The sequence below is a fragment of the Acinetobacter sp. UBA6571 genome, from assembly GCF_002434085.1.
GTDB lineage: Bacteria > Pseudomonadota > Gammaproteobacteria > Pseudomonadales > Moraxellaceae > Acinetobacter > Acinetobacter radioresistens.
The window spans coordinates 158175-179876 of sequence record NZ_DJJJ01000058.1 but is presented as its reverse complement, the minus strand read 5'-3'; the positions used below and the strand labels follow the sequence as shown (position 1 = coordinate 179876).

The following is a 21702-nucleotide window of genomic DNA, read 5'->3' as shown; positions in this document are numbered from 1 at the left end:
GATGCTGCCATCTGGCGTCACTGTGACCGGCACTGCTACCCCGTTTGGACCCTGTACGATTAAAGTGGCGCCCGGTTCGGTGGTACCGCTGAGGGTGGCACTGCCATCAGTATTAATGATTACTATAAATTCTAAACTTGGAGCTGTAATGTCTGCCTCAACTGTCGCACTGGCCGGGGCCGAGCTGTTGCCGGCCGCATCGCTGGCCACCACGCTGATCTGCTGGCCATCGCTCAGGTTGCCCGGGTTGGCCACGCTCCAGTTCCCCGCAGGATCTGCCACGGTGCTGGCCGTGGTGCCGTTCGGATAGGTCACCACGATCCGCGCACCCGCCTCTGCCGTGCCGCTGATCGGGTCAGTGGCATTGACGGCATCCAGCAGCGGTACAGCCGGGGCGGTGGTATCAATGCGGATGCTGCCGGTCACTGCGCTGCGGTTCCCTGCCGCATCGGTGGCTGTTACGGTTACGTTAATCAGGCCTTCCGGCAGGACCGAGATGATGTTGTCGGCCAGGCTCCAGCTACCGTCGCCATTGTTGATGGCCTGGTAGGTGCTGCCGTTAATGCTGACTTCAATTCGGGCCGACGGGTCATTCACCGTGCCGCTCAGGCCTGGAGTAGTATCATTTGTTACTAATGTGTCTAATGTGGCTTGTGGAACAGTTTGGTCGCCTCCTGTAACCGGAGATTGTCCTGAACTGTTGCCAGCAGGATCTACTGCTTCAATTGTCCCCTGTTCTCCTTCATTTAATGGATTCGGCTCAATGCTCCACTTGCCGTCTTCTCCTACCTTAGTTTCAGTCTGATTGCCTTGGCTATCTTTAACAATTACTGTACTGCCGGCTTCACCTGTACCACTTAAACCATCACCATTATTTTCAGTAATAATTGGTTTCTGTGGTGGTGTAATATCATTTCTTGTATCATCGGAAGAATCGCTAGTAGAGGTTACCGCTGCAGCCAATCCTCCTATTCCTACTGCCCCAACTAACCAGGGAACAAAAGCTTCACTCTCTGCTCCATATAAAAGTGGCGTGACTTCTTCTAAGTTTAAATAAGAAATTGGATCTAATATTGCACCACTGGCATCAGTAACTTGAGCCAGTAAAAGCTGATTCTGATCATTTTTAAAGACCAGACTATTATCAGCGGCAAAATAATTTTCTATATAAATTTGCTCACCATTTTTCAAGGTGATAGTAAGGTTATTTCCACTACGATCAATAGATGCTACCTCCTCTGGAGCAACATCAATAACGACAACTACAGGCTCCCCTAATTTAAAACTATTACCTATATGCTCTACTTGCTGAGCTGTTTCTTTTGAAATTATAGAAATATCCGCCATTATATTCTTCCTTACATATTATTAGAGGAGCTAATTTCCTGAATTTTTTATTAAAAATTAGCTTTATTAGATTTTGCTTTGTAACTATTTTCTTCCTAGAAAATTTAATAAGCTTTATAAATAGATAGCATGAAACAAGTAAGTTTTTTATTAAGTTGAGTAAACAAGTCTGCTTTAAAGTTAAAATATATAAATCAAATACATAAATTTTTTATTTTATTAAGTAATTGTTTTAAAAAGATAAAAAAAAGATATTTGAATAAGAAACGTTTTCATCTTTCACATAAAAACAACAGTGAAATACATGGTAACACTTAGGATAAATTTATTAAAAATAGTCGATCTAGTATCTTAATTTTTATTATTCCTAAAATAGTCTGTATATCAAATTGCCTTTAAAAATTATCAGGACTTTCCAGGCGTTTGACTTCTTGTGCTTTTATCGGATGATGGACAGCTGTAATGCCGTCATCAGTTTTCTGGTCCATTATTTCCTCGGGCTGATACACAGTAATGGTTTCATTGCCATTCGCATCTTCTCCCACAATATATTTAAAACCTTTACGATTCATTTTGTGGCATAAACGTTGATACCATCCTTTAAAGCCTTGAGTCTCTTCATTTGGATTATAGTAAAAAGCGTTCATAACGGCTGGTAGTCCTAAACCGCAAACCACACCTGAGAGCAGCACACTAATAAAAGTATAGCCAATCAAAATACTGCTATATTCACGTAGTTGTGGAATATTAGCTACAGCTAATATGAGTGCCAGTGAAATACCACCCCGCACTCCTCCCCACGATAAAATGGTTAAGCTACCGTTATAACTCTTTTTGCGGAAAGATGGGAAAAAGGCAAAAGATAAGAAATTTGCGGCAAACCGTGAAATATGCAGGGCAAAAAATGCAAATATCCCTCCAAGGATCATGCTACTACTCAAGTCCAGAATGAACAGCTCTAATCCGATTAATGTAAACAGAAATGAATTGATAATGCCTTCTACAGTATGCCAAAAATGATTTACTTCACGAATTTCACGATCATGCAGGATTTCTTTCCATTTATTCCCAACAATGAGACCACCGATAACACAAGCAATTGGTGCAGAAGCATGAGCAAACAGGGCAACCAGGTAAGAACCACAGGCCAGCAGTGCAGTTGTCAGGATCAGAGACTCCATTTCATGCTTGCCACGCAATAAGCGTAAAATTCCTAAACCGAACCCCCAACCGATAATTACAGCCACTACAATTTCATAGAGAAAATTTTCTAATGTGCCCAATAAGGTAAAATGTTCGCCTTGTAATACATTCAGTAAAGTCATGAAGACGGCGATACACATTGCATCATTAAACAGTGACTCACCTTCGAGTTTCACAATCAAATGATGAGGTGCTCTAACCGAACTTAACACCCCTTTAACTCCGATTGGATCTGTTGCACCTAAAGCAGATCCCAATAACAGCAAGACTAAAATAGGGACCGGATTTCCAATTAATGCCTGAAAACCATAAAGGATGCCACCGAAAAATACAGCACAGATTACCAGTGCAATCGTGGCTAGAATTCCAATGGGTTTCCAGTGACTTCTTAAGTCAGAAATTTTGAATTTAAGCGCAGACGAGGTCAGGATAAAACAGATTACGCCATTAATAAGAAAGTCATAGAAATCAATCCCGCGTACAGCTTCTTCAATATTATGAATATTAATGACTATAAACTGGTTACCATTAAGTAAGCTTGCACCCCATTGCAAAATAAATACAAAAACTGCCGAGACAATTGGCACACCAATCGCCTGAGGAAAGTCTAAAATACGTTTATTAAAAATTGTAGTTGCGATTGAAAGTGCAAAAATAACCGTTAAAGCTTGAAGAAGAAAAAAATTGCCCATGCGAATCCTTGAATATAACTGCTGGCTTTCTTAAAACGCATCCAATCAGTCACTTCTAGATGAATATCAGTTATAAAACTCTTAACTGGGAATTTTACTCCCATTTCTAGGGGTAGGTCATGGATAATTTTATTTCATTTTAAATAGACCTGGTTCTCGCATAAACAATTCGGCTTTTGCCGTTTCCAGATCATTTCAAACTATAATAATATTTCTCATAAATACTGGCTGTATATTTCTTTTCATGCATCAATCTTTAAAATTCATTTTTCGTCTTATCTTGGCTTTAATCATTTTTACTGTAACTCTGGCACTATTACTGACCTGTTACAGCAAATTCAACACACTGGCACAAGCGAATATGTGGCTAGAGCACCGCCAACAGATTGAGCTGGTTTCAAGCAATCAACAGTCTTATCTGCTCCTGTCTAACAGCCAAAAGCCAGATCGAGCAATTTTTATTGTTTTAAAAGGCAAAGGATATATCAGTAAAATCAGTTGTGAGCATTATCAGGCTACGCTCTGTCTTTCTGGCTATGATAAAAGTCCATATAGAGAGGTTCAAAAAGCAGTTCTACAAATTATTGGCCCTTATCAATATATTCAGTCTATAAACTATGTAGATACTCAGACTAACATGCCAGGCAACTTAACCTTAACACAACAACAAGTGATTAATTTCTATCAACAGGATATGTCTGCCCTTAAATATTACTTATTAGGAGTTTTTCTGTTTACGATCATTGCATTAATTTCAAGTATTCGTATCTTGAAAAATTTTCGCAGTTTTTTAACAAAATAGATTATTGAGTACAGTAATAATCTTTTCTGTACTCAATAATTCTTTTAACTGCCTTAAACTGGCTGGTTAAAAGTATCGCACCGGTTAAGATCACCACTCTTCAAGCCGGTCTGGAACCACTGCATACGTTGTGCACTGGTTCCATGCGTAAAGCTATCAGGTACAACTTGTCCAGTTGCACTTTTTTGCAAATAGTCATCACCAATTTTATGGGCAGCATCCATTGCTTCCTGAACATCACCCTGCTCTAGAAACTGGGTACGCTGCTGGTTATGATGTGCCCACACTCCGGCCAAACAGTCTGCTTGAAGCTCTTGCCGGACTGAAAGCTGATTTCCCTGTACTTGACTTGCACGGCTGCGAGCCTGTTGCACTTGAGAAGAGATACCTAACAGGTTCTGTACATGGTGACCCACTTCGTGTGCAATTACATAAGCCTGAGCAAAGTCTCCGGCTTGGTCTTGTCGAGAGAGTTCTGTCTGGTTCTGCTCACCAGAAATTCCCATCTGCTGACGCATATCTTTAAAGAAACTGGTATCTATGTAAACTTTTTGGTCAGCTGGACAATAAAATGGCCCCATTGCCGCCTGTGCAGTACCACAACGTGAATTAACCACGCCACTGAACAAGACCAGTTTAGGAGGGGTATAATTTTGCCCCTGCTCCTGAAAAATTGCCTGCCAGGTGTCTTCGGTATCAGCAAGAACAGTCCCGACAAAATCTGCGGCTTCTTGCTGCTGGGGCGTTGGATTTTCCAGGCCGACGCTTTCTACCTGCTGTCCGGCGGTTACCTGTTTTGTTGCCTGATAAGCCTGCTGCGGATCTACACCAAAAAACTTCCAGGCGACAAAGGCAACAATCAGACCTAATATACTGATACCCCCTGCTTTTGCTCCCCCTCCACCCCGGCGATCTTCCAGATTAGTACTGACACGGCGACCTTTCCAACGCATAGTTTACCCCTTCCCTATTATTACGATGTCGCAAAAGCTGATAGCTTAAGCAGATTTCTGTTTAGATTTTGGCCAGATTTTTTTAACTCCACTGACTAAAAGCAGAACAATAAAACCCGCTACTATGCCGATTCCCAAATTTATTAAAGTTGGTGTAATTGCTCCTACGATATGCCCCAAAGTAGGAATCAGTTCAACATGATCAACAGTATCTTCAGTAAAATGATGTATTAGAGGAACAGCATGATTAATAATGCCTCCCCCGACCAGAAACATAGCAATGGTACCGACGATTGATAAAGTCTTCATCAAAATCGGGGCAAAGCTCAAAAGAGCCTGACCAATACGCTGTTTAAAATTTGAAACCTGTTCAGTCAAATGCAGGCCCAAGTCATCAATTTTTACGATCATGGCTACCAGTCCATACACGCCTATAGTCATTACAATAGCGATAATACTTAGTACTGTAACTTTAGTCATAAAACTGGCTGCTGCAACTGTACCCAAGCTAATTACTACAATTTCAGCAGAAAGAATAAAATCTGTTCGAATTGCACCTTTGACTTTATCTTTTTCATAGGCATGCAAATCAATCTCATCCTGTTCGAGCTTGGCAATTGCTTCTTCAGGACTATGTGGCTTTTTACGCTGTAGTGAATGCAAAACTTTTTCTATACCTTCATAGCACAAGAATAACCCACCAATCATTAACAATGGGCTAATTAACCATGGAGCAACTACACTGATAAGCAACGCTAAAGGTACCAGAATAACTTTATTCACAAATGAGCCTTTTGCTACGCTCCAGACCACTGGCAATTCCCGATCTGAACGGACGCCACTGACTTGCTGGGCATTTAAAGCCAAGTCATCACCTAGCACTCCTGCGGTTTTTTTTGCAGCCATTTTACTCATGACTGCGACATCATCCAGAATTGTGGCAATATCATCTAATAATAAAAGCAAGCTGCTCGCCATTTTATGTTCCCAATCTTAGCGTTATATAGCTAGTTTAAATCGCTTTAATCAGAGAAAGTGTATAAGCTTTATATGTTTATCTATTAAATTTCTCACTTTTTACCAGCTGGAGTTTATTGTAAAGAGGCACTACCAGTATTTATGCCTTACAATAGACTTCATCAATTAATATATTTTGCTTAATTTACAAACGCTTTGGAATGCATCATGAGTGATCAAGATACCCGTCCAGTTATTTTGACTGGTGACCGCCCGACCGGACAGCTCCATCTAGGACATTTTGTAGGTTCACTACGTTCTCGTGTAGGCTTGCAAGACTCCCATCACCAGCACCTGTTACTCGCCGATGCTCAAGCTTTAACTGACAATGCAGATAATTTTGAAAAAGTACGTCGGAATATTCTGGAAGTCGCTACAGATTATTTAGCAGTGGGTATTGATCCGGAAAAAACCACCATCTGTGTGCAGTCTCAATTACCGGCACTCAATGAGCTGACCATGCTCTATCTGAACTTTGTGACGGTGTCGCGTTTGGAACGTAACCCAACGATCAAGTCTGAAATTCAGATGCGAGGTTTTGAGCGCGATATCCCGGCAGGTTTTCTATGTTATCCGGTCGCACAGGCTGCCGATATTACGGCATTCAAAGCTACTGTTGTGCCGGTAGGAGAAGACCAGATTCCAATGATTGAACAGACGAATGAAATTGTTCGTCGCCTTAACCGTCAGATCGGCCGCGAGCTTTTGCCTGAATGTAAAGCCTTACTTTCTAACATGAGCCGTTTACCAGGATTTGATGGCAAGGCCAAAATGTCTAAATCTCTGGGTAATACCATTGTTCTGGATGCTTCAGATAAGGATATTAAAAAGGCAGTTAATGCCATGTATACTGATCCTAATCATTTGCGTATTGAAGACCCGGGTCAGGTAGAAGGTAATGTGGTTTTTACCTATCTTGATGCTTTCGATACCAATAAAGAAGAATTAGAAGAATTAAAAGCCCATTATCGTCGTGGTGGTCTAGGTGATGGCACTGTGAAGAAGCGTCTAGAAGGTATTTTAAAAGAGCTGATCGGTCCAATTCGTGAACGTCGTGCAGAATTGCAAAAAGATCCGGACTATATTATAGATGTTTTACGTCAAGGCACTCAAAAATGTCAGGTTATTACCCAGCAAACTCTAGATGAAATTAAAAGCGGTTTAGGAATGTTCCACTTTTAAAATTGTAGTATTAATACAGGCCCTGCTTTAAGGGCCTTTTTAATTGGAATATTAATTTCTTAAAATTCAACTGCATAAAATATCATAGTTCAAAAAATTACAATATAACCTATAGTTTAACGTGATTTAACACTTATTAACGTGAATACCAAGGAAGTTACTCAGGTATTCAAATATTATACTTTCATGATTTAGAAAGCTTCTAAATTCATGACATTTCTCCTTAACCGAAGCTGTGTATACAGATTCGTTGTTCTGCGCAATGATCACCCCAATCATTGCGTATTTTTTTGTCTATAAAAAATATGATACATCAAAATCTACAAGTTATAGACTTAAATTAAAGTAAATTACTCATCTAGTCCACTTAAAGAGTTTGCTTCAAAGTGGACAACTATAGGATAAACTAAGCTTAAGTTAAATTTACAATCCTAATAGCGTTGAAGAAGAATTTATTCTTTCCATCATTCTCATAATAAAAAAGCCCCTTTCGGAGCTTTTTTGCTGTCTACTTAAGCCAGGCCTTTATCTTTCAACACCTGTAACATAGTAGAACCTAGTTCTGCCGGACTCCGTGTATATGCCATACCCGCTTTTTCAAAAGCAGCAAATTTTTCTTCTGCTGTTCCTTTACCACCAGAAATGATTGCACCTGCATGGCCCATACGTTTGCCCTTTGGAGCTGTTACACCGGCAATATAACCCACAACTGGCTTGGTCACATTTGATTGAATATACTCAGCAGCTTCTTCTTCGGCTGTCCCACCAATTTCACCAATCATAATAATCGCATCAGTCTCGGGGTCATCCTGAAACAATTTAAGCGCATCAATCTGGTTCATTCCTGGAATCGGATCTCCGCCAATACCAATACAGGTAGATTGGCCTAATCCCAGACGGGTAGTTTGTGATACCGCTTCATAAGTTAACGTACCAGAACGGGAAATAATTCCAATACGGCCTGGCTGATGAATATGCCCCGGCATAATTCCAATTTTACATTCACCCGGTGTAATGATACCTGGACAGTTTGGTCCAATCAGACGCGTACCGTTACCATTAGTTTCCAGATAACGCTTGGCTTTAAGCATATCAAGAGTAGGTACACCCTCGGTAATGACTACAATAAGTCCAATCCCTGCATCTACTGCTTCTACAATAGAATCCAGTACAAATGGTGCAGGCACATAAATCACAGACGCATCCGCCTGAGTTTCCTGTACCGCCTCGCGCATGGTATTAAATACAGGAAGATTTAAATGACTCTGGCCGCCTTTACCTGGTGTTACACCACCGACTACTTTTGTACCGTATGCAATGGCCTGTTCTGAATGAAAAGTTCCGTTTTTACCTGTAAAACCCTGTACCAATACTTTGGTGTCTTTATTTACTAATACGCTCATGATTGATACTCCTTATGCTTTTACTGCTGCAACAACTTTTTCTGCGGCATCAGCTAGGCCCTGAGCAGAAATAAGTGTTAGACCGGATTCATCCAGTAACTTGGCGCCAAGCTCGGCATTGTTACCTTCAAGTCGTACGACTACAGGAATAGTTACGTTCACCTCCTGAACCGCAGCAATAATTGCTTCTGCAATCATGTCACAGCGTACAATACCACCAAAAATATTGATTAATACTGCCTGAACAGAGCTGTCAGCAAGGATAATTTTAAATGCTTCAATCACCCGCTCTTTCGTTGCACCACCACCTACATCTAGAAAGTTGGCTGGTTGTCCACCATATAATTTGATGATGTCCATAGTTGCCATAGCAAGACCGGCACCATTTACCATACAGCCGATATTGCCTTCTAAGGCTACATAGTTCAGGTCAAATTCAGAAGCTTTAAGCTCGCGTTCATTTTCCTGAGACTTATCACGTAGCGCAGAGACCTCTGGTAAGCGATACAGTGCATTGGAATCAATGCCCACCTTGGCATCTACACAAAGAATGTCACCATTTTCACGCACAGACAGCGGGTTAATTTCAAACAGGGCAAAATCATTTTCTACAAAAGCATGGTAAGCCCCTGTCATCAGCTTAACAAACTGATTAATCTGGCCATCTTTCAAACCCAGTGCAAAGGCTACCTCCCGTGCCTGAAATGGTTGCAGGCCGACCAGAGGGTCTACTGTAACTTTAATAATTTTTTCAGGTGTTTCTTCTGCAACTTTTTCAATTTCAACACCACCTTCGGTGGATGCCATAAAGGTAATGCGACGAGTAGAGCGGTCAACCACAGCACCCAAGTATAATTCACGCTCCACAGGATAAACGTCTTCACAGACCAGTACGCTATTGACTGGCTGGCCATTGGCATCTGTCTGGTAGGTGACTAGGCGTGTACCAATAATACGACTGGTATAATCTGCGGCTTCTTCTTTTGACTTAACAACCTGTACACCACCGGCCTTACCACGGCCACCTGCATGCACCTGGGCCTTAATGACTGCAAACTTTCCACCAAGCTGTTCAAAGGCAGCAACAGCTTCATCAGCATTGGTTGCTAAAATACCTTCCTGAACAGGCATACCATATTTTTTTAATAGCGCTTTGGCTTGATACTCATGTAAATTCATTTACTTACCTTTTACTAGTTCTACTTTCTTATCCATACTTCTATGTACCCTTCCATCACGGTACACATTAGCAATTATTTAATCTTGTCTTTATATTTAGAGGGTTGTTCCAATCATTGCAACCCATGAAGCAAAAAAGAGCGGCTCTTGAACCGCTCTTTCTTTAATCTTATTTACGTTTACGCTGAATTGCGTGAATTGCACGTCCATCGACTGCAAGAGCTGCTTCATGCACAACTTCAGAGAAAGTTGGATGACCAAAAGTCATTAACTGCAAGTCTTCAACACTTGATACAAATTCAAGGGCAATCATACCCTGATGAACGATGTCAGAGGCAGCCGGACCTACTACGTGCATACCCAGTAGACGGTCAGTTTTAGCATCAGCAACAAATTTTACAAAACCTGCGCCTTCACCTGCAGCAAGTGCACGACCATTCACAGCAAACGGGAATTGGCCAGTTTTAACGTCGTGGCCTTTTTCTTTTGCCTGCTCTTCAGTTAAACCGACCCATGCTGCTTCCGGATGGGTATAGATTACACTGATGATAGTGTCATAATTTACTTGTGCAGCGTGGCCATGGATACGCTCAACAGCCATTACGCCTTCTTCCATTGCCTTATGTGCAAGCATTGGACCACGAACCAAATCACCAATCGCATAAACACCTTCAACAGAAGTTGCGCAATGATCATTTACTTCTACCAGACCACGTTCTGTCAGTTTTATACCTGAGTCTTCAGCTAACAGACCTTCTGCATAAGCTTTACGGCCTACACACACAATCAGCTTATCAAAAGTCTGTTCTTTGTCTTCACCGCCCTGGCTGTATTTAACAGTTACTTCGCGACCATTGATCTCAGTACCAGAAACTTTCGCACCAATACGGATGTCCAGACCCTGCTTAGTCAGGATTTTCTGGAATTCTTTAGCCAGTGCTTTATCAGCCATTGGTAAGAATGCATCCATAGCTTCAAATACAACAACTTCTGAACCCAGACGACGCCATACTGAACCTAGCTCAAGACCAATTACACCTGCACCGATTACCCCTAAACGCTGAGGAACTTCAGGGAATTCAAGTGCACCGGTAGAATCTACAATCAGATCTTGATCTACAGGAGCAACAGGAATATTTACTGGTACAGAACCAGATGCCAGAATTACATATTTAGGTTCTAGAACCTGAGTCTCACCTTCAAATGGTACAAACTCAACTTTTTTACCTGCCAGCAGTTTACCTGTACCTTGCAGCCACTCAATCCCATTACCTTTAAGTAGCTGAGCTACACCACCGGTCAGTTGCTCTACTACTTTGTCTTTACGAGCAAGCATCTTTTCAAGGTCAAATTTCACTTCAGCTGTTGTAATACCATGATCACCCAAATGATCAACGGTATCTTCATAACGATGAGAAGAGTCAAGCAATGCTTTAGATGGGATACAACCAACGTTTAGACAGGTCCCACCCAGAGATGGTTTACCTTTATGAATACGTTTTTCAATACAAGCAACTTTGAAGCCCAGCTGTGCAGCACGAATTGCTGCTTCATAACCGCCTGGACCACCACCGATCACAACAAGATCAAACTGTTGAGACATATTTATCTCCAAGTGCCAGGATAAAGGGAGACTTTATCCTGGTTTATTTTGCTGGTAAGTATTAAAGATCAAGGATAAGTTTAGCTGGCTCTTCTAACAATTCTTTGATTGTCACAAGGAAGCCTACTGCATCTTTACCATCGATTAAGCGGTGATCATAAGATAATGCCAAATACATCATTGGCAGAATTTCCACCTGTCCGTTTACAGCCATAGGACGCTCTTGGATTTTATGCATACCCAGAATCGCAGTTTGTGGCGTATTCAAAATCGGAGTAGAAAGTAGCGAACCAAAAGTACCACCGTTGGTAATTGTGAAAGTACCACCAGTCATATCTTCAATTGCAAGTTTACCTTCACGCGCTTTGCCAGCATATGCACGAATACCGTTTTCAACTTCAGCGTAGTTCATACGATCAGTATCACGCAGTACAGGTACTACAAGACCGCGATCAGAAGAAACTGCTACGCCAATATCATAAAAACCATGATATACGATATCGTCGCCATCAATTGAAGCATTGACTGCCGGATAGCGTTTTAACGCTTCAGTTGCTGCTTTCACAAAGAAAGACATAAAGCCCAGACGCGCACCATGACGTTTTTCAAACGCATCTTTATACTGGTTACGCATATCCATGATTGGCTTCATGTTAACTTCATTAAACGTAGTCAACATTGCTGTTTCTTGTGTTGCTGCAAGCAGGCGCTCAGCAACACGTTTACGCAGACGTGTCATCGGAACACGTTTTTCAATACGCTCACCTACAGCTACGCTAAGCGCTTGAGGCTGAGCTGCAGCAGCTGGTTTAGGCTGATGGTTTGCTACGTCTTCTTTAGTAATACGACCACCACGGCCTGTACCAGAAACATCAGAAGCGTTAATACCTGTTTCAGTCAAAGCTTTACGTACAGCAGGTGCCTGATCCTGTACAGGCTGGCTGCGCTCAACTACAGGAGCTGGACCAGCTTCTGTATTGGCAGATGCATTTTCCACATTTCCATCAGAAGTTATTGCTGTTTGAGCTGGCTCTGCTGTAGCTCCGGCACCTGCTTCAAACTGTGCAATTACTTCATCAGAAAGAACTGTGTCGCCTTCATCTTTAACAATAGCAACCAGAGCACCGTCTGCAGGGGCAACCACTTCTAGAACAACTTTGTCAGTTTCGATGTCACAGATGACTTCATCACGTGAAACAGCTTCACCGACTTTCTTGTGCCAAGTTGCGATCGTGCCGTCAGCAACTGACTCTGGGAATACCGGGGCTTTAATTTCGGTTGCCATTATTTAGAATCTCCTGATTGTTCAGCTTCGATTGCTAGAGCATTATTGATAAGCTGAGCTTGTTGTTTTGCGTGCAAATAAGGTGAGCCACATGCAGGTGCTGCAGATGCTTCACGTCCTGCGTAACTAATACGGACTTGCTTACCTGTTTTCATTACGTCGTCATATAAACGCGGCGCAATAAATAACCAGGCCCCTTGGTTTTTCGGCTCTTCCTGACACCACACGAGTTCTTTCACGTTTGGATAAGAGGCAAGAACTTCAGCAAGGCGTTTTTCTGGGTATGGATACAACTGTTCAATACGAACGATTGCAGTATTGTTCAGTTCCTGCTCACGACGTTTTTCAAGCAGATCATAGTAGACTTTGCCACCACAGAGCACCAGACGGGTGACGTCGGCCTTGTTAAGTGTATCGATCTCATCAATCACTGTCTGGAATGAAGTTGTTGCCAGCTCTTCCAGAGTCGAAGTTGCCAGTTTATGACGAAGCAGCGACTTAGGAGACATAACGATCATTGGTTTACGGATCGGGCGTACTGCCTGACGACGCAGCGCATGGAAAATCTGTGCAGGCGTTGTTGGAGTAATGACCTGCATGTTGTCTTCTGCACATAGCTGCAAGAAGCGCTCAAGACGAGCAGATGAGTGCTCAGGGCCCTGTCCTTCGTAACCATGTGGAAGTAACATGGTCAGACCACATACACGTTCCCATTTAGTTTCACCAGAAGCAATAAACTGGTCAATCACGACTTGGGCGCAGTTTGCGAAGTCACCAAACTGTGCTTCCCAAATAATTAGGCCGTGCGGAATAGTGGTTGCATAACCATATTCAAAAGCAAGTACAGCCTCTTCAGACAGCAACGAATCATATAATGCAAAACGTGGCTGGTTTTCTTTTACATGGCAAAGCGGAATGTAAGTGGAACCATCTGTCTGGTTATGAAGTTTGGCATGACGATGTGAGAAGGTACCACGACCTACATCTTCACCGGTAATACGTACCAGATAACCTTCGTCTAGCAATGTTGCATAAGCCAGAGTTTCAGCAGCACCCCAGTTTAATGGCATTTCACCAGTTTGCATTTTCAGGCGGTCATCAATTACTTTTTGAACCTGACGCTGCATTACGAAACCTTCAGGAAGTTTACGCATGCCTTCGCCCAACTGTTTCAGGCGAGTCAAGTCAAATGAGGTATCCCAGTCATCGGTATAATCATGGCCAAGATATGGAGCCCAGTCCACAAACATTTTGGTATTTGGCTCAAGAACCAGTGCACTGGCAACATGATTACCTGCTTCAAGATCAGCACGATAATCTTCAACCATCTTGTCAGCAGCAGCACGGTCCAGAACATTTTCCTGAACAAGTTTGTCTGCGTATAAAGTACGGGTTGTCGGTTTCTTGCTGATAACCTGATACATGATTGGCTGAGTTGCTGCTGGCTCGTCCGCCTCATTATGGCCACGACGACGATAACAGAACAGGTCAATTACTACATCTTTACGGAAAGTATGGCGGAAATCATGCGCCAATTGAGTAGCAAAAATTACTGCCTCAGGGTCATCACCATTCACATGGAAGATAGGTGCCTGAATCATTTTGGCAACGTCAGTACTGTATTCAGTTGAACGCGCATCACGCGGGTCAGAAGTTGTAAAACCAACCTGGTTGTTCACAATGATATGAACCGTACCACCTACAGTATAACCACGGGTCTGTGACATCTGGAAAGTTTCCATATTCACGCCCTGACCTGCAAATGCAGCATCACCATGTACAATTAATGGCAATACATCGTCACCACCAATATCTTTACGACGTACTTGACGTGCACGCACTGAACCTTCAACTACAGGTCCAACAATTTCAAGATGGGATGGGTTAAATGCCAGGGCAAGGTGTACTTCACCGCCTGGAGTCATTACGTTTGAAGAAAAGCCTTGGTGATATTTAACGTCACCAGAACCTTTCTTATTCAGCATTTTGCCTTCAAACTCACCAAACAGGTCAGCCGGGTTTTTACCCATAATATTGACCAGGAGGTTTAAACGGCCACGGTGTGGCATGCCAATCACAACTTCTTTACAGCCCACTGAGCCGGCACGCTGGATCAGTTCATTGACCATAGGAATGAAAGATTCACCACCTTCCACACCAAAGCGTTTAGCACCTACATATTTATTACCCAGAAATTTTTCTAGGCCTTCAGCTGCAGTTAAACGCTCAAGAAATAATTTTTTCTGGTCAGCAGTAAAATCATATTTACCGCGTACACCTTCAAGACGTTGCTGAATCCAGCGCTTTTCCTTGGTATCAACAATGTGCATATACTCGGCACCGATTGAGCCGCAATAAGTTGCTTCCATTGCTTCAATCATTTCACCAAGGGTAGCTTCCGTCTTGCCAATTGCCAGATTACCTGTATTGAATACAGTATCCAGATCAGATTTGGTCAAGCCATGTGTAGACAGGTCAAGATCAGGAACATCTTCACGTTTTGCCAAGCCCAACGGATCCAATTTGGCTCTCTGGTGCCCACGGTTACGGTAAGCTGCAATTAATTGCAACACACCAATCTGACGACGTTCATGTTCAGAGCTTACTGCACTTTGCGCAACTGGTTGTCCACGGCTACCATTACGTCCTAATAACAGGAATTGCTCACGTACATTGCTGTGAGGCTGATCACCTTTAGGGAATTTATCAAAATACTGGCGCCAATCCTCACCTACTGAGGTCGGAGAAGTCAGGTACTGCTCGTAAAGCTCTTCAATATACGCTGCACTATCAGCGGAAAGTTCAGTGTCAAGACGCAATGCGTCAGCAACTTCTTGCATTTGTGGACCCATTTCCTATTGCAAAAACATTACAGGTTGCTTGTTAAGCATACCCATGCTTGATAATGCCAAATTGGTAAAATGACATTAATACCCACTCGGTACTCAGACCACGGGCGCTATAATCACACCAGAATTGACCGGTGTGTGTTATGAATCATAACGCTCTTACCTGCATCATCATTCATTTATATACTCGGCAATACCGAGCAATTTTTTTGCAAAATCGTCTTAGAAAAGATAAATCGGCGAATTAGCTTTTCTAAAGCAACTTTTAGTAAAATTTTAATCAACCACCCTCAATCTGCTTAATAAATAAACAATAAAATGATCATTTTTTTCAAATATAACTGTGTGTTATATCGTAACATGAACTCCAGATTGGATTGATTTTTTTGACACATACCTCCTATAAATTGGCTAAATACATTAAAAATTTTATGCTTTAACATACGGTGCTTTATATAAAAAATAGAGCGAATTACAAATAAAGTCCCCTGTCTTTTACACAAATGAACAAAAAGAGCGCACACCTGTGATGTACGCTCTTTTTTAGGGATTAATTAACCGGCTTGATCAAGTAGCATATTACGGATATGACCAATTGCCTTAGTCGGATTCAAACCTTTAGGGCAAACAGATACGCAGTTCATAATACCTTTACAACGGAAAAGACTGAACGGGTCATCCATACGTGCCAGACGGTCTTGAGTCGCTGTGTCACGCGAGTCAATAATAAAACGATAAGCATTTAGCAATGCTGACGGTCCCAGGAATTTATCAGGATTCCACCAGAATGATGGGCATGCAGTAGAACAGCATGCACATAAAATACATTCATACAGACCGTTCAGATGATCACGCTCTTCCGGAGTCTGTAAACGCTCTTTTGGCGGTGCAGGCTGATTATTAATCAGGAATGGCTGGATTTTGTTATACTGCTCGTAGAACTGGTTCATATCAACAACCAGATCTTTGATTACTGGCAGACCCGGTAATGGACGAATAGTAATTTCATTTGGCAGGTCATTCAAGTTTTCAAGACAAGCCAAACCATTTTTACCATTGATATTTACACCATCCGAACCACAAATACCTTCACGGCAAGAGCGGCGGAAAGTCAGACTTTCGTCCTGTACTTTTAACGCCAGCAGAGCATCAAGCAACATACGGTGCTTATCAGTCAGCTCAAGCTTGAAAGTTTGCATGTACGGCGCTTTATCCTTATCAGGATCATAGCGGTAGATGTGAAATGTACGAGTACCTCTACTCATCTTTATACTCCTGATCAGAATGTACGCGGTGCTGGTGGAATTGGATCAACAGTCAGCGGGTTGAAACGCACTGGCTTATATTCCAAACGGTTATCTACCGAGTACCACAGAGTGTGTTTCATCCACTCATCATCACGACGACCATATGAATAGGTCGGGTGATCTGCTGGTAACTCGTAATCAACCACAGTATGAGCACCACGACATTCTTTACGCGCAGCTGCTGAAATTAAGGTGGCTTTTGCTACCTCATACAAGTTTTCAACTTCCAGAGCTTCAATACGCGCAGTGTTAAATACTTTAGATTTGTCTTTCAAGTGAATATTACGAACGCGTGGTTCAATCGCAAGAATCTGCTTAACACCCTCATCAAGCAAGGCTTGAGTACGGAATACACCTGCATGATCCTGAACAATATCACGAATCGCATCAGCTACTTCTTGTGCATTTTCACCAGCAGTAGATTCGTCCAGCTTGCGTATACGGGCTACGGTCTGCTGTAAAACATTAGTTGGCAGCGGAGCATATTCATCACCGTGATGTTTAGTCACGTAATCAATAATATGTTCGCCCGCAGCCTTACCAAATACCACCAGGTCAAGCAATGAATTTGTACCTAGACGGTTTGCACCATGTACAGATACGCAAGAACATTCCCCAATAGCATAGAAACCTTTTACTGGCTTGGTGTAGTTGTCTGTACCTGGTTCAGGCAGTACAACTTGGCCATGCATATTAGTTGGGATACCGCCCATCTGGTAATGGATAGTGGGTACCACCGGAATCGGCTCTTTAGTAATATCAACGTTTGCGAATTTTTTACCAATCTCGAATACAGACGGCAAACGCTTCATGATTGTATCCGCACCCAAGTGAGTCATATCAAGCAAGATATAATCACCCTTTGGACCACAGCCACGACCTTCTTTAATTTCCTGGTCCATAGAGCGTGATACAAAGTCACGTGGTGCCAAGTCTTTTAAAGTCGGTGCATAACGTTCCATGAACGGTTCGCCGTCTTTATTACGAAGGATTGCACCCTCACCACGACAACCTTCAGTCAGCAATACACCTGCGCCCGCGACACCTGTCGGGTGGAATTGCCAGAATTCCATATCCTGTAATGGAATACCAGCACGAGCAGCCATACCCAGACCATCGCCTGTATTAATATAGGCATTAGTAGATGCACGGTAAACACGACCAGCACCACCTGTAGCAAACAGCGTTGCTTTTGCCTGGAACACAGCAATATTACCTGTTTCCTGGTCAATTGCTGTTACACCCAGTACCTCACCTTCTTCATTACGGATCAAGTCAAGAGCAATCCATTCAACGAAGAACTGAGTTCCCATTTTCACGTTGCTTTGATATAGCGTATGCAAAAGTGCGTGACCAGTACGGTCAGCTGCTGCACAGGCACGTGGAACTGGCTTTTCACCATAGTTTGCAGAGTGACCACCAAATGGACGCTGATAAATTGTACCATCTGCGTTACGGTCAAAAGGCATACCTAAGTGTTCAAGTTCATAAACAACTTTCGGTGCTTCACGGCACATGAACTCGATTGCATCCTGGTCACCCAACCAGTCTGAACCTTTTACAGTGTCATAAAAATGGTAATGCCAGTTATCGTCCTGCATGTTACCCAGTGATGCGCCGATACCACCTTGCGCTGCAACTGTATGGGAACGGGTCGGGAATACTTTGGTCAGTACTGCAACTCGCAAACCTGCTTGAGCAAGCTGGTAAGAAGCACGCATACCTGAACCACCACCACCTACAATGACTGCATCGAAAGTGAGGTTTTGAATATTTGAATAATCTTCTTTAGGGGTTATCGCGCCCATGATATCTTCCTATCAATTCGCCCAGAAAATCTGGATACCCCAGATTGCGTACACAAACACAGCAATAATGACTGCAGACGTAAGCACAAGGCGTAAACCATTAGCTGAAGGTCCCATCTGACGAGTAGTTACATAATCTGTAAACACCTGCCACATGCCAATCCATGCGTGTCCGATAAGTGATAAGATCGCCAACAATGAAAATATTTTCATTGGCACTGTCATCATAAAGCCAGACCATTGCTCGTAAGTGAATCCGCCATTTAGTAGGATCCATCCTAAAACCACAACAGTATAAGCTGCCAGTACCACAGCACTAATACGCTGAATGTACCAGTCGCGAGAACCCGAACCTGTTAATCCTGTAGCACTTTTCATCAGAACATAATCCATACAAAGGCTGCGATGATACCAATCACAGACAGAGCCAATGAAATTGTAGCTGCAGTACGACCACTTTGCAGGCCTTCACCCACACCGATATCAGCAAGCAAGTGCTTAAGACCAGTGAAGAAGTGATAAATCAAACCAGCTACAAATACCCATACGATAAAACGTACGAAGAAACCGCTAAAGATTTCCTGAACTTGAGCAAAACCTTCCGGTGAAGATAATGACTTATCTAAGAGCCATAAAAGAACTGGAATGAGTAAGAATACGATCACACCGGAAATACGGTGCAAAATTGATGCAATAGCCACGGGTGAGCGTAAGTTTACTGCTAACACCTGACCCATGGACAAATTGACAGGTCTGTTGCTTTTCACAGCGGGCATCCTGTAGGTAAAAACTCCAGCTGGAGTTTGTTGGAATTAATTCGAAGGAAAGCTGGCATTGTCAGGCAAGCAAATGCCTAAGACTTATAAACGACATCGAATTATAAAACGTGGTCTGTCAAAATACAAACAATCAACTGGCGCTTTTCTATAAAAATCTCATTAAATAAGAATCATTAACAATAAAATAAGTAATTATAGCTTACCACAGAGCAGAAAAATTCAAGCTAAGTCACTCATTCATTTAAATTAATATACAATTTAACCTGATCGGAAAATATAAAAAGATAAAACAAATGTTTTAGACTAAAGATGAATAAAAGCAAATACTTATATTAATTAATATTTTTATTAAACCTTATGTGCTTTTAAAGTAATTATAGGCTGAAATGCTCTTAGAACAATTGATAAAAGCAAACTACACGTTTACTGACTCCATTATTTATGGCTTAAACAGTCATAATTTAAACTTTTTAAATGCCTTTCTTTGTTTAAAAATGGATAAGCTCAATCGATTATAAAATCTGAAATGACTATTTTATAAACAATTTTAGATTAATTTATAAGTCATTTTTTATACAATCAAACATTTTTTTCGAAAGTATTTATTTGTTTTTTCTATGACCCATAAAAGTCTTTTAAATCTTACTAAACTAAATAAGTTAAAGGTTTCATCATCTTTTGTCACAATCATGTTTCTCTTAAGAAGGAAATAAAATACATTTTAAGGATAAAAATTTGCTTACATTTACGGCAACTACCCTATTTTTTTCTGCACCTGCCCTGTAATTTGACTTATTATAGCCAGCTGGTGCTGTGATTTTATTCATACTTTCCTTACTTGATTATAATGACTAAACCCATGTGGGCACGTCATTTTTTATCCATAAGTATAATTGACAAAATTTCAGTACTCACTAATCTTAGTAGCAATTTTTGATCCGTCTGGTTCGCATTAAAAGATTAGTAACGAATCAGATAAAATATCCACCAGGACAGGAGATCTATTGAATGTCTGAAGCAACTGGCAAAAAAGCCGTTCTTAAGCTTGATGGCAAAGAAATTGAATTACCAATTTACAGCGGCACATTGGGCCCAGATGTAATCGACGTTAAAGATGTGTTGGCCTCAGGTCACTTTACTTTTGATCCTGGTTTCATGGCGACAGCTTCTTGTGAATCTAAGATCACGTTCATCGATGGTAATAAAGGCATTCTTTTGCACCGCGGCTACCCGATTGATCAGCTGGCAACTAAAGCTGACTATCTTGAAACTTGCTACCTGCTTCTAAATGGTGAACTGCCAACTCCTGAACAAAAAGCAGAGTTCGATGCAAAAGTTCGCAACCACACTATGGTTCATGATCAGGTAAGCCGCTTTTATAATGGTTTCCGCCGTGATGCACACCCGATGGCCATTATGGTAGGTGTGGTTGGTGCGCTGTCTGCGTTCTATCACAACAATCTGGATATTGAAAATGTTGATCACCGTGAAATCACTGCGATCCGCTTGATCTCTAAGATTCCTACACTTGCTGCGTGGAGCTACAAGTACACCATCGGACAGCCTTTCGTTTACCCACGTAACGATCTGAGCTATGCTGAAAACTTCCTTCACATGATGTTTGCGACTCCAGCTGACCGTGATTATAAAGTTGATCCGATCCTTGCAAAAGCAATGGACCGTATCTTCACGCTGCACGCAGATCATGAACAAAATGCTTCAACGTCTACAGTACGTCTGGCAGGTTCTACTGGCGCTAACCCGTATGCATGTATCGCTGCTGGTATCTCTGCGCTCTGGGGACCAGCTCATGGTGGCGCGAACGAAGCTGTTCTTAAGATGCTTGATGAAATCGGCTCGGTAGAAAACGTTGCTGACTTCATGGAAAAAGTGAAAACTAAAGAAGTTAAACTCATGGGCTTCGGTCATCGAGTTTATAAAAACTTCGATCCACGTGCTAAAGTCATGAAAGAAACTTGTGACGAAGTACTGGGTGCACTTGGCATCAATGATCCACAGCTCGCTTTGGCTATGGAACTTGAACGTATTGCCCTGTCTGATGAATACTTCATTAAACGTAACCTATACCCTAACGTAGATTTCTACTCAGGTATCATCCTTAAAGCGATTGGTATCCCGACTGAAATGTTTACTGTGATCTTTGCACTTGCACGTACCGTGGGCTGGATCAGCCACTGGTTAGAAATGCATTCTGGTCCATACAAAATCGGTCGCCCTCGTCAGCTTTATACTGGCGAAACTCAACGCGATATCGAAGGTCGTTAATTCATCT

General features: G+C 42.1%; 16 protein-coding genes. 3 read left to right on the top strand and 13 right to left on the bottom strand.

Going from position 1 to position 21702, the window contains the following annotated elements; genetic code table 11:
* On the bottom strand, window positions 1-1347 hold a 1347-nt coding region (locus B3X18_RS12215), incomplete at its 3' end, for an Ig-like domain-containing protein (RefSeq protein WP_286935644.1).
* A 395-nt stretch (window positions 1348-1742) separates the two neighbouring features.
* Window positions 1743-3242: a cation:proton antiporter gene (locus B3X18_RS12210; RefSeq protein ID WP_005406943.1), complete on the bottom strand. Its 1500-nt coding sequence runs from the start codon at window positions 3240-3242 to the stop codon at window positions 1743-1745.
* A 244-nt stretch (window positions 3243-3486) separates the two neighbouring features.
* Between B3X18_RS12210 and B3X18_RS12205 the strand changes: the two genes are divergently transcribed.
* The gene (locus tag B3X18_RS12205) at window positions 3487-4044 is read left to right on the top strand and encodes a hypothetical protein (RefSeq protein ID WP_005406901.1); all 558 of its coding nucleotides are present in this window, start codon (window positions 3487-3489) and stop codon (window positions 4042-4044) included.
* Between the two features lie 53 nt (window positions 4045-4097).
* On the opposite strand, the gene ypfJ is transcribed toward B3X18_RS12205, so the two are convergent.
* On the bottom strand, window positions 4098-4997 hold the full coding sequence (gene ypfJ / locus B3X18_RS12200; RefSeq protein WP_005025022.1) for a KPN_02809 family neutral zinc metallopeptidase: 900 nt from the start codon (window positions 4995-4997) through the stop codon (window positions 4098-4100).
* A 45-nt stretch (window positions 4998-5042) separates the two neighbouring features.
* A complete protein-coding gene (locus B3X18_RS12195) occupies window positions 5043-5975 on the bottom strand; it encodes a DUF808 domain-containing protein (RefSeq protein WP_005407010.1) in 933 nt (310 codons plus the stop codon).
* A gap of 207 nt (window positions 5976-6182) precedes the next feature.
* On the opposite strand from B3X18_RS12195, the gene trpS reads away from it, so the two are divergent.
* A complete protein-coding gene (gene trpS, locus B3X18_RS12190) occupies window positions 6183-7196 on the top strand; it encodes a tryptophan--tRNA ligase (RefSeq protein ID WP_005406961.1) in 1014 nt (337 codons plus the stop codon).
* 512 nt (window positions 7197-7708) lie between these two features.
* Here the strand turns inward: trpS and sucD are convergent.
* The 9 genes from sucD to sdhC form a co-directional block, all read right to left on the bottom strand.
* A complete protein-coding gene (sucD, locus tag B3X18_RS12185) occupies window positions 7709-8599 on the bottom strand; it encodes a succinate--CoA ligase subunit alpha (RefSeq protein WP_005015727.1) in 891 nt (296 codons plus the stop codon).
* A gap of 12 nt (window positions 8600-8611) precedes the next feature.
* Window positions 8612-9778 carry an ADP-forming succinate--CoA ligase subunit beta gene (sucC, locus tag B3X18_RS12180; protein ID WP_005015729.1) on the bottom strand — a complete coding sequence of 389 codons (1167 nt, stop codon included), beginning with the start codon at window positions 9776-9778 and terminating at the stop codon, window positions 8612-8614.
* Between the two features lie 169 nt (window positions 9779-9947).
* Window positions 9948-11381 (bottom strand): dihydrolipoyl dehydrogenase, encoded by a 1434-nt coding sequence (gene lpdA / locus B3X18_RS12175; RefSeq protein ID WP_005406940.1) that lies wholly within the window; start codon window positions 11379-11381, stop codon window positions 9948-9950.
* Window positions 11382-11442: 61 nt separating this feature from the next.
* The gene (gene odhB, locus B3X18_RS12170; protein WP_034688430.1) at window positions 11443-12666 is read right to left on the bottom strand and encodes a 2-oxoglutarate dehydrogenase complex dihydrolipoyllysine-residue succinyltransferase; all 1224 of its coding nucleotides are present in this window, start codon (window positions 12664-12666) and stop codon (window positions 11443-11445) included.
* Window positions 12666-15506: a 2-oxoglutarate dehydrogenase E1 component gene (locus tag B3X18_RS12165; RefSeq protein WP_034688438.1), complete on the bottom strand. Its 2841-nt coding sequence runs from the start codon at window positions 15504-15506 to the stop codon at window positions 12666-12668. Before B3X18_RS12165 ends, odhB begins: the two co-directional genes overlap by 1 nt.
* 563 nt (window positions 15507-16069) lie before the next feature.
* Entirely contained in the window at window positions 16070-16780 is a 711-nt protein-coding gene (locus tag B3X18_RS12160; RefSeq protein WP_005015737.1) for a succinate dehydrogenase iron-sulfur subunit, read from the bottom strand.
* A 14-nt stretch (window positions 16781-16794) separates the two neighbouring features.
* Window positions 16795-18630: a succinate dehydrogenase flavoprotein subunit gene (gene sdhA / locus B3X18_RS12155; RefSeq protein WP_005015740.1), complete on the bottom strand. Its 1836-nt coding sequence runs from the start codon at window positions 18628-18630 to the stop codon at window positions 16795-16797.
* Window positions 18631-18642: 12 nt separating this feature from the next.
* Entirely contained in the window at window positions 18643-19008 is a 366-nt protein-coding gene (sdhD, locus tag B3X18_RS12150) for a succinate dehydrogenase, hydrophobic membrane anchor protein (protein WP_005015742.1), read from the bottom strand.
* Window positions 19008-19406 carry a succinate dehydrogenase, cytochrome b556 subunit gene (sdhC, locus tag B3X18_RS12145; protein ID WP_034429067.1) on the bottom strand — a complete coding sequence of 133 codons (399 nt, stop codon included), beginning with the start codon at window positions 19404-19406 and terminating at the stop codon, window positions 19008-19010. The genes sdhD and sdhC overlap by 1 nt, the downstream gene beginning before the upstream one ends.
* 1011 nt (window positions 19407-20417) lie before the next feature.
* Between sdhC and gltA the strand changes: the two genes are divergently transcribed.
* A complete protein-coding gene (gene gltA / locus B3X18_RS12140) occupies window positions 20418-21695 on the top strand; it encodes a citrate synthase (RefSeq protein WP_005015746.1) in 1278 nt (425 codons plus the stop codon).
* Window positions 21696-21702: the final 7 nt, after the last annotated feature.

Excerpts from the sequence above, each read along its gene's own strand:
- B3X18_RS12210 (WP_005406943.1), bottom strand. The coding sequence starts at position 3,242 with ATGGGCAATTTTTTTCTTCTTCAAGCTTTAACGGTTATTTTTGCACTT.
- B3X18_RS12205 (WP_005406901.1), top strand. The coding sequence starts at position 3,487 with ATGCATCAATCTTTAAAATTCATTTTTCGTCTTATCTTGGCTTTAATC.
- ypfJ (WP_005025022.1), bottom strand. The coding sequence starts at position 4,997 with ATGCGTTGGAAAGGTCGCCGTGTCAGTACTAATCTGGAAGATCGCCGG.
- B3X18_RS12195 (WP_005407010.1), bottom strand. The coding sequence starts at position 5,975 with ATGGCGAGCAGCTTGCTTTTATTATTAGATGATATTGCCACAATTCTG.
- trpS (WP_005406961.1), top strand. The coding sequence starts at position 6,183 with ATGAGTGATCAAGATACCCGTCCAGTTATTTTGACTGGTGACCGCCCG.
- sucD (WP_005015727.1), bottom strand. The coding sequence starts at position 8,599 with ATGAGCGTATTAGTAAATAAAGACACCAAAGTATTGGTACAGGGTTTT.
- sucC (WP_005015729.1), bottom strand. The coding sequence starts at position 9,778 with ATGAATTTACATGAGTATCAAGCCAAAGCGCTATTAAAAAAATATGGT.
- lpdA (WP_005406940.1), bottom strand. The coding sequence starts at position 11,381 with ATGTCTCAACAGTTTGATCTTGTTGTGATCGGTGGTGGTCCAGGCGGT.
- odhB (WP_034688430.1), bottom strand. The coding sequence starts at position 12,666 with ATGGCAACCGAAATTAAAGCCCCGGTATTCCCAGAGTCAGTTGCTGAC.
- B3X18_RS12165 (WP_034688438.1), bottom strand. The coding sequence starts at position 15,506 with ATGCAAGAAGTTGCTGACGCATTGCGTCTTGACACTGAACTTTCCGCT.
- B3X18_RS12160 (WP_005015737.1), bottom strand. The coding sequence starts at position 16,780 with ATGAGTAGAGGTACTCGTACATTTCACATCTACCGCTATGATCCTGAT.
- sdhA (WP_005015740.1), bottom strand. The coding sequence starts at position 18,630 with ATGGGCGCGATAACCCCTAAAGAAGATTATTCAAATATTCAAAACCTC.
- sdhD (WP_005015742.1), bottom strand. The coding sequence starts at position 19,008 with ATGAAAAGTGCTACAGGATTAACAGGTTCGGGTTCTCGCGACTGGTAC.
- sdhC (WP_034429067.1), bottom strand. The coding sequence starts at position 19,406 with ATGCCCGCTGTGAAAAGCAACAGACCTGTCAATTTGTCCATGGGTCAG.
- gltA (WP_005015746.1), top strand. The coding sequence starts at position 20,418 with ATGTCTGAAGCAACTGGCAAAAAAGCCGTTCTTAAGCTTGATGGCAAA.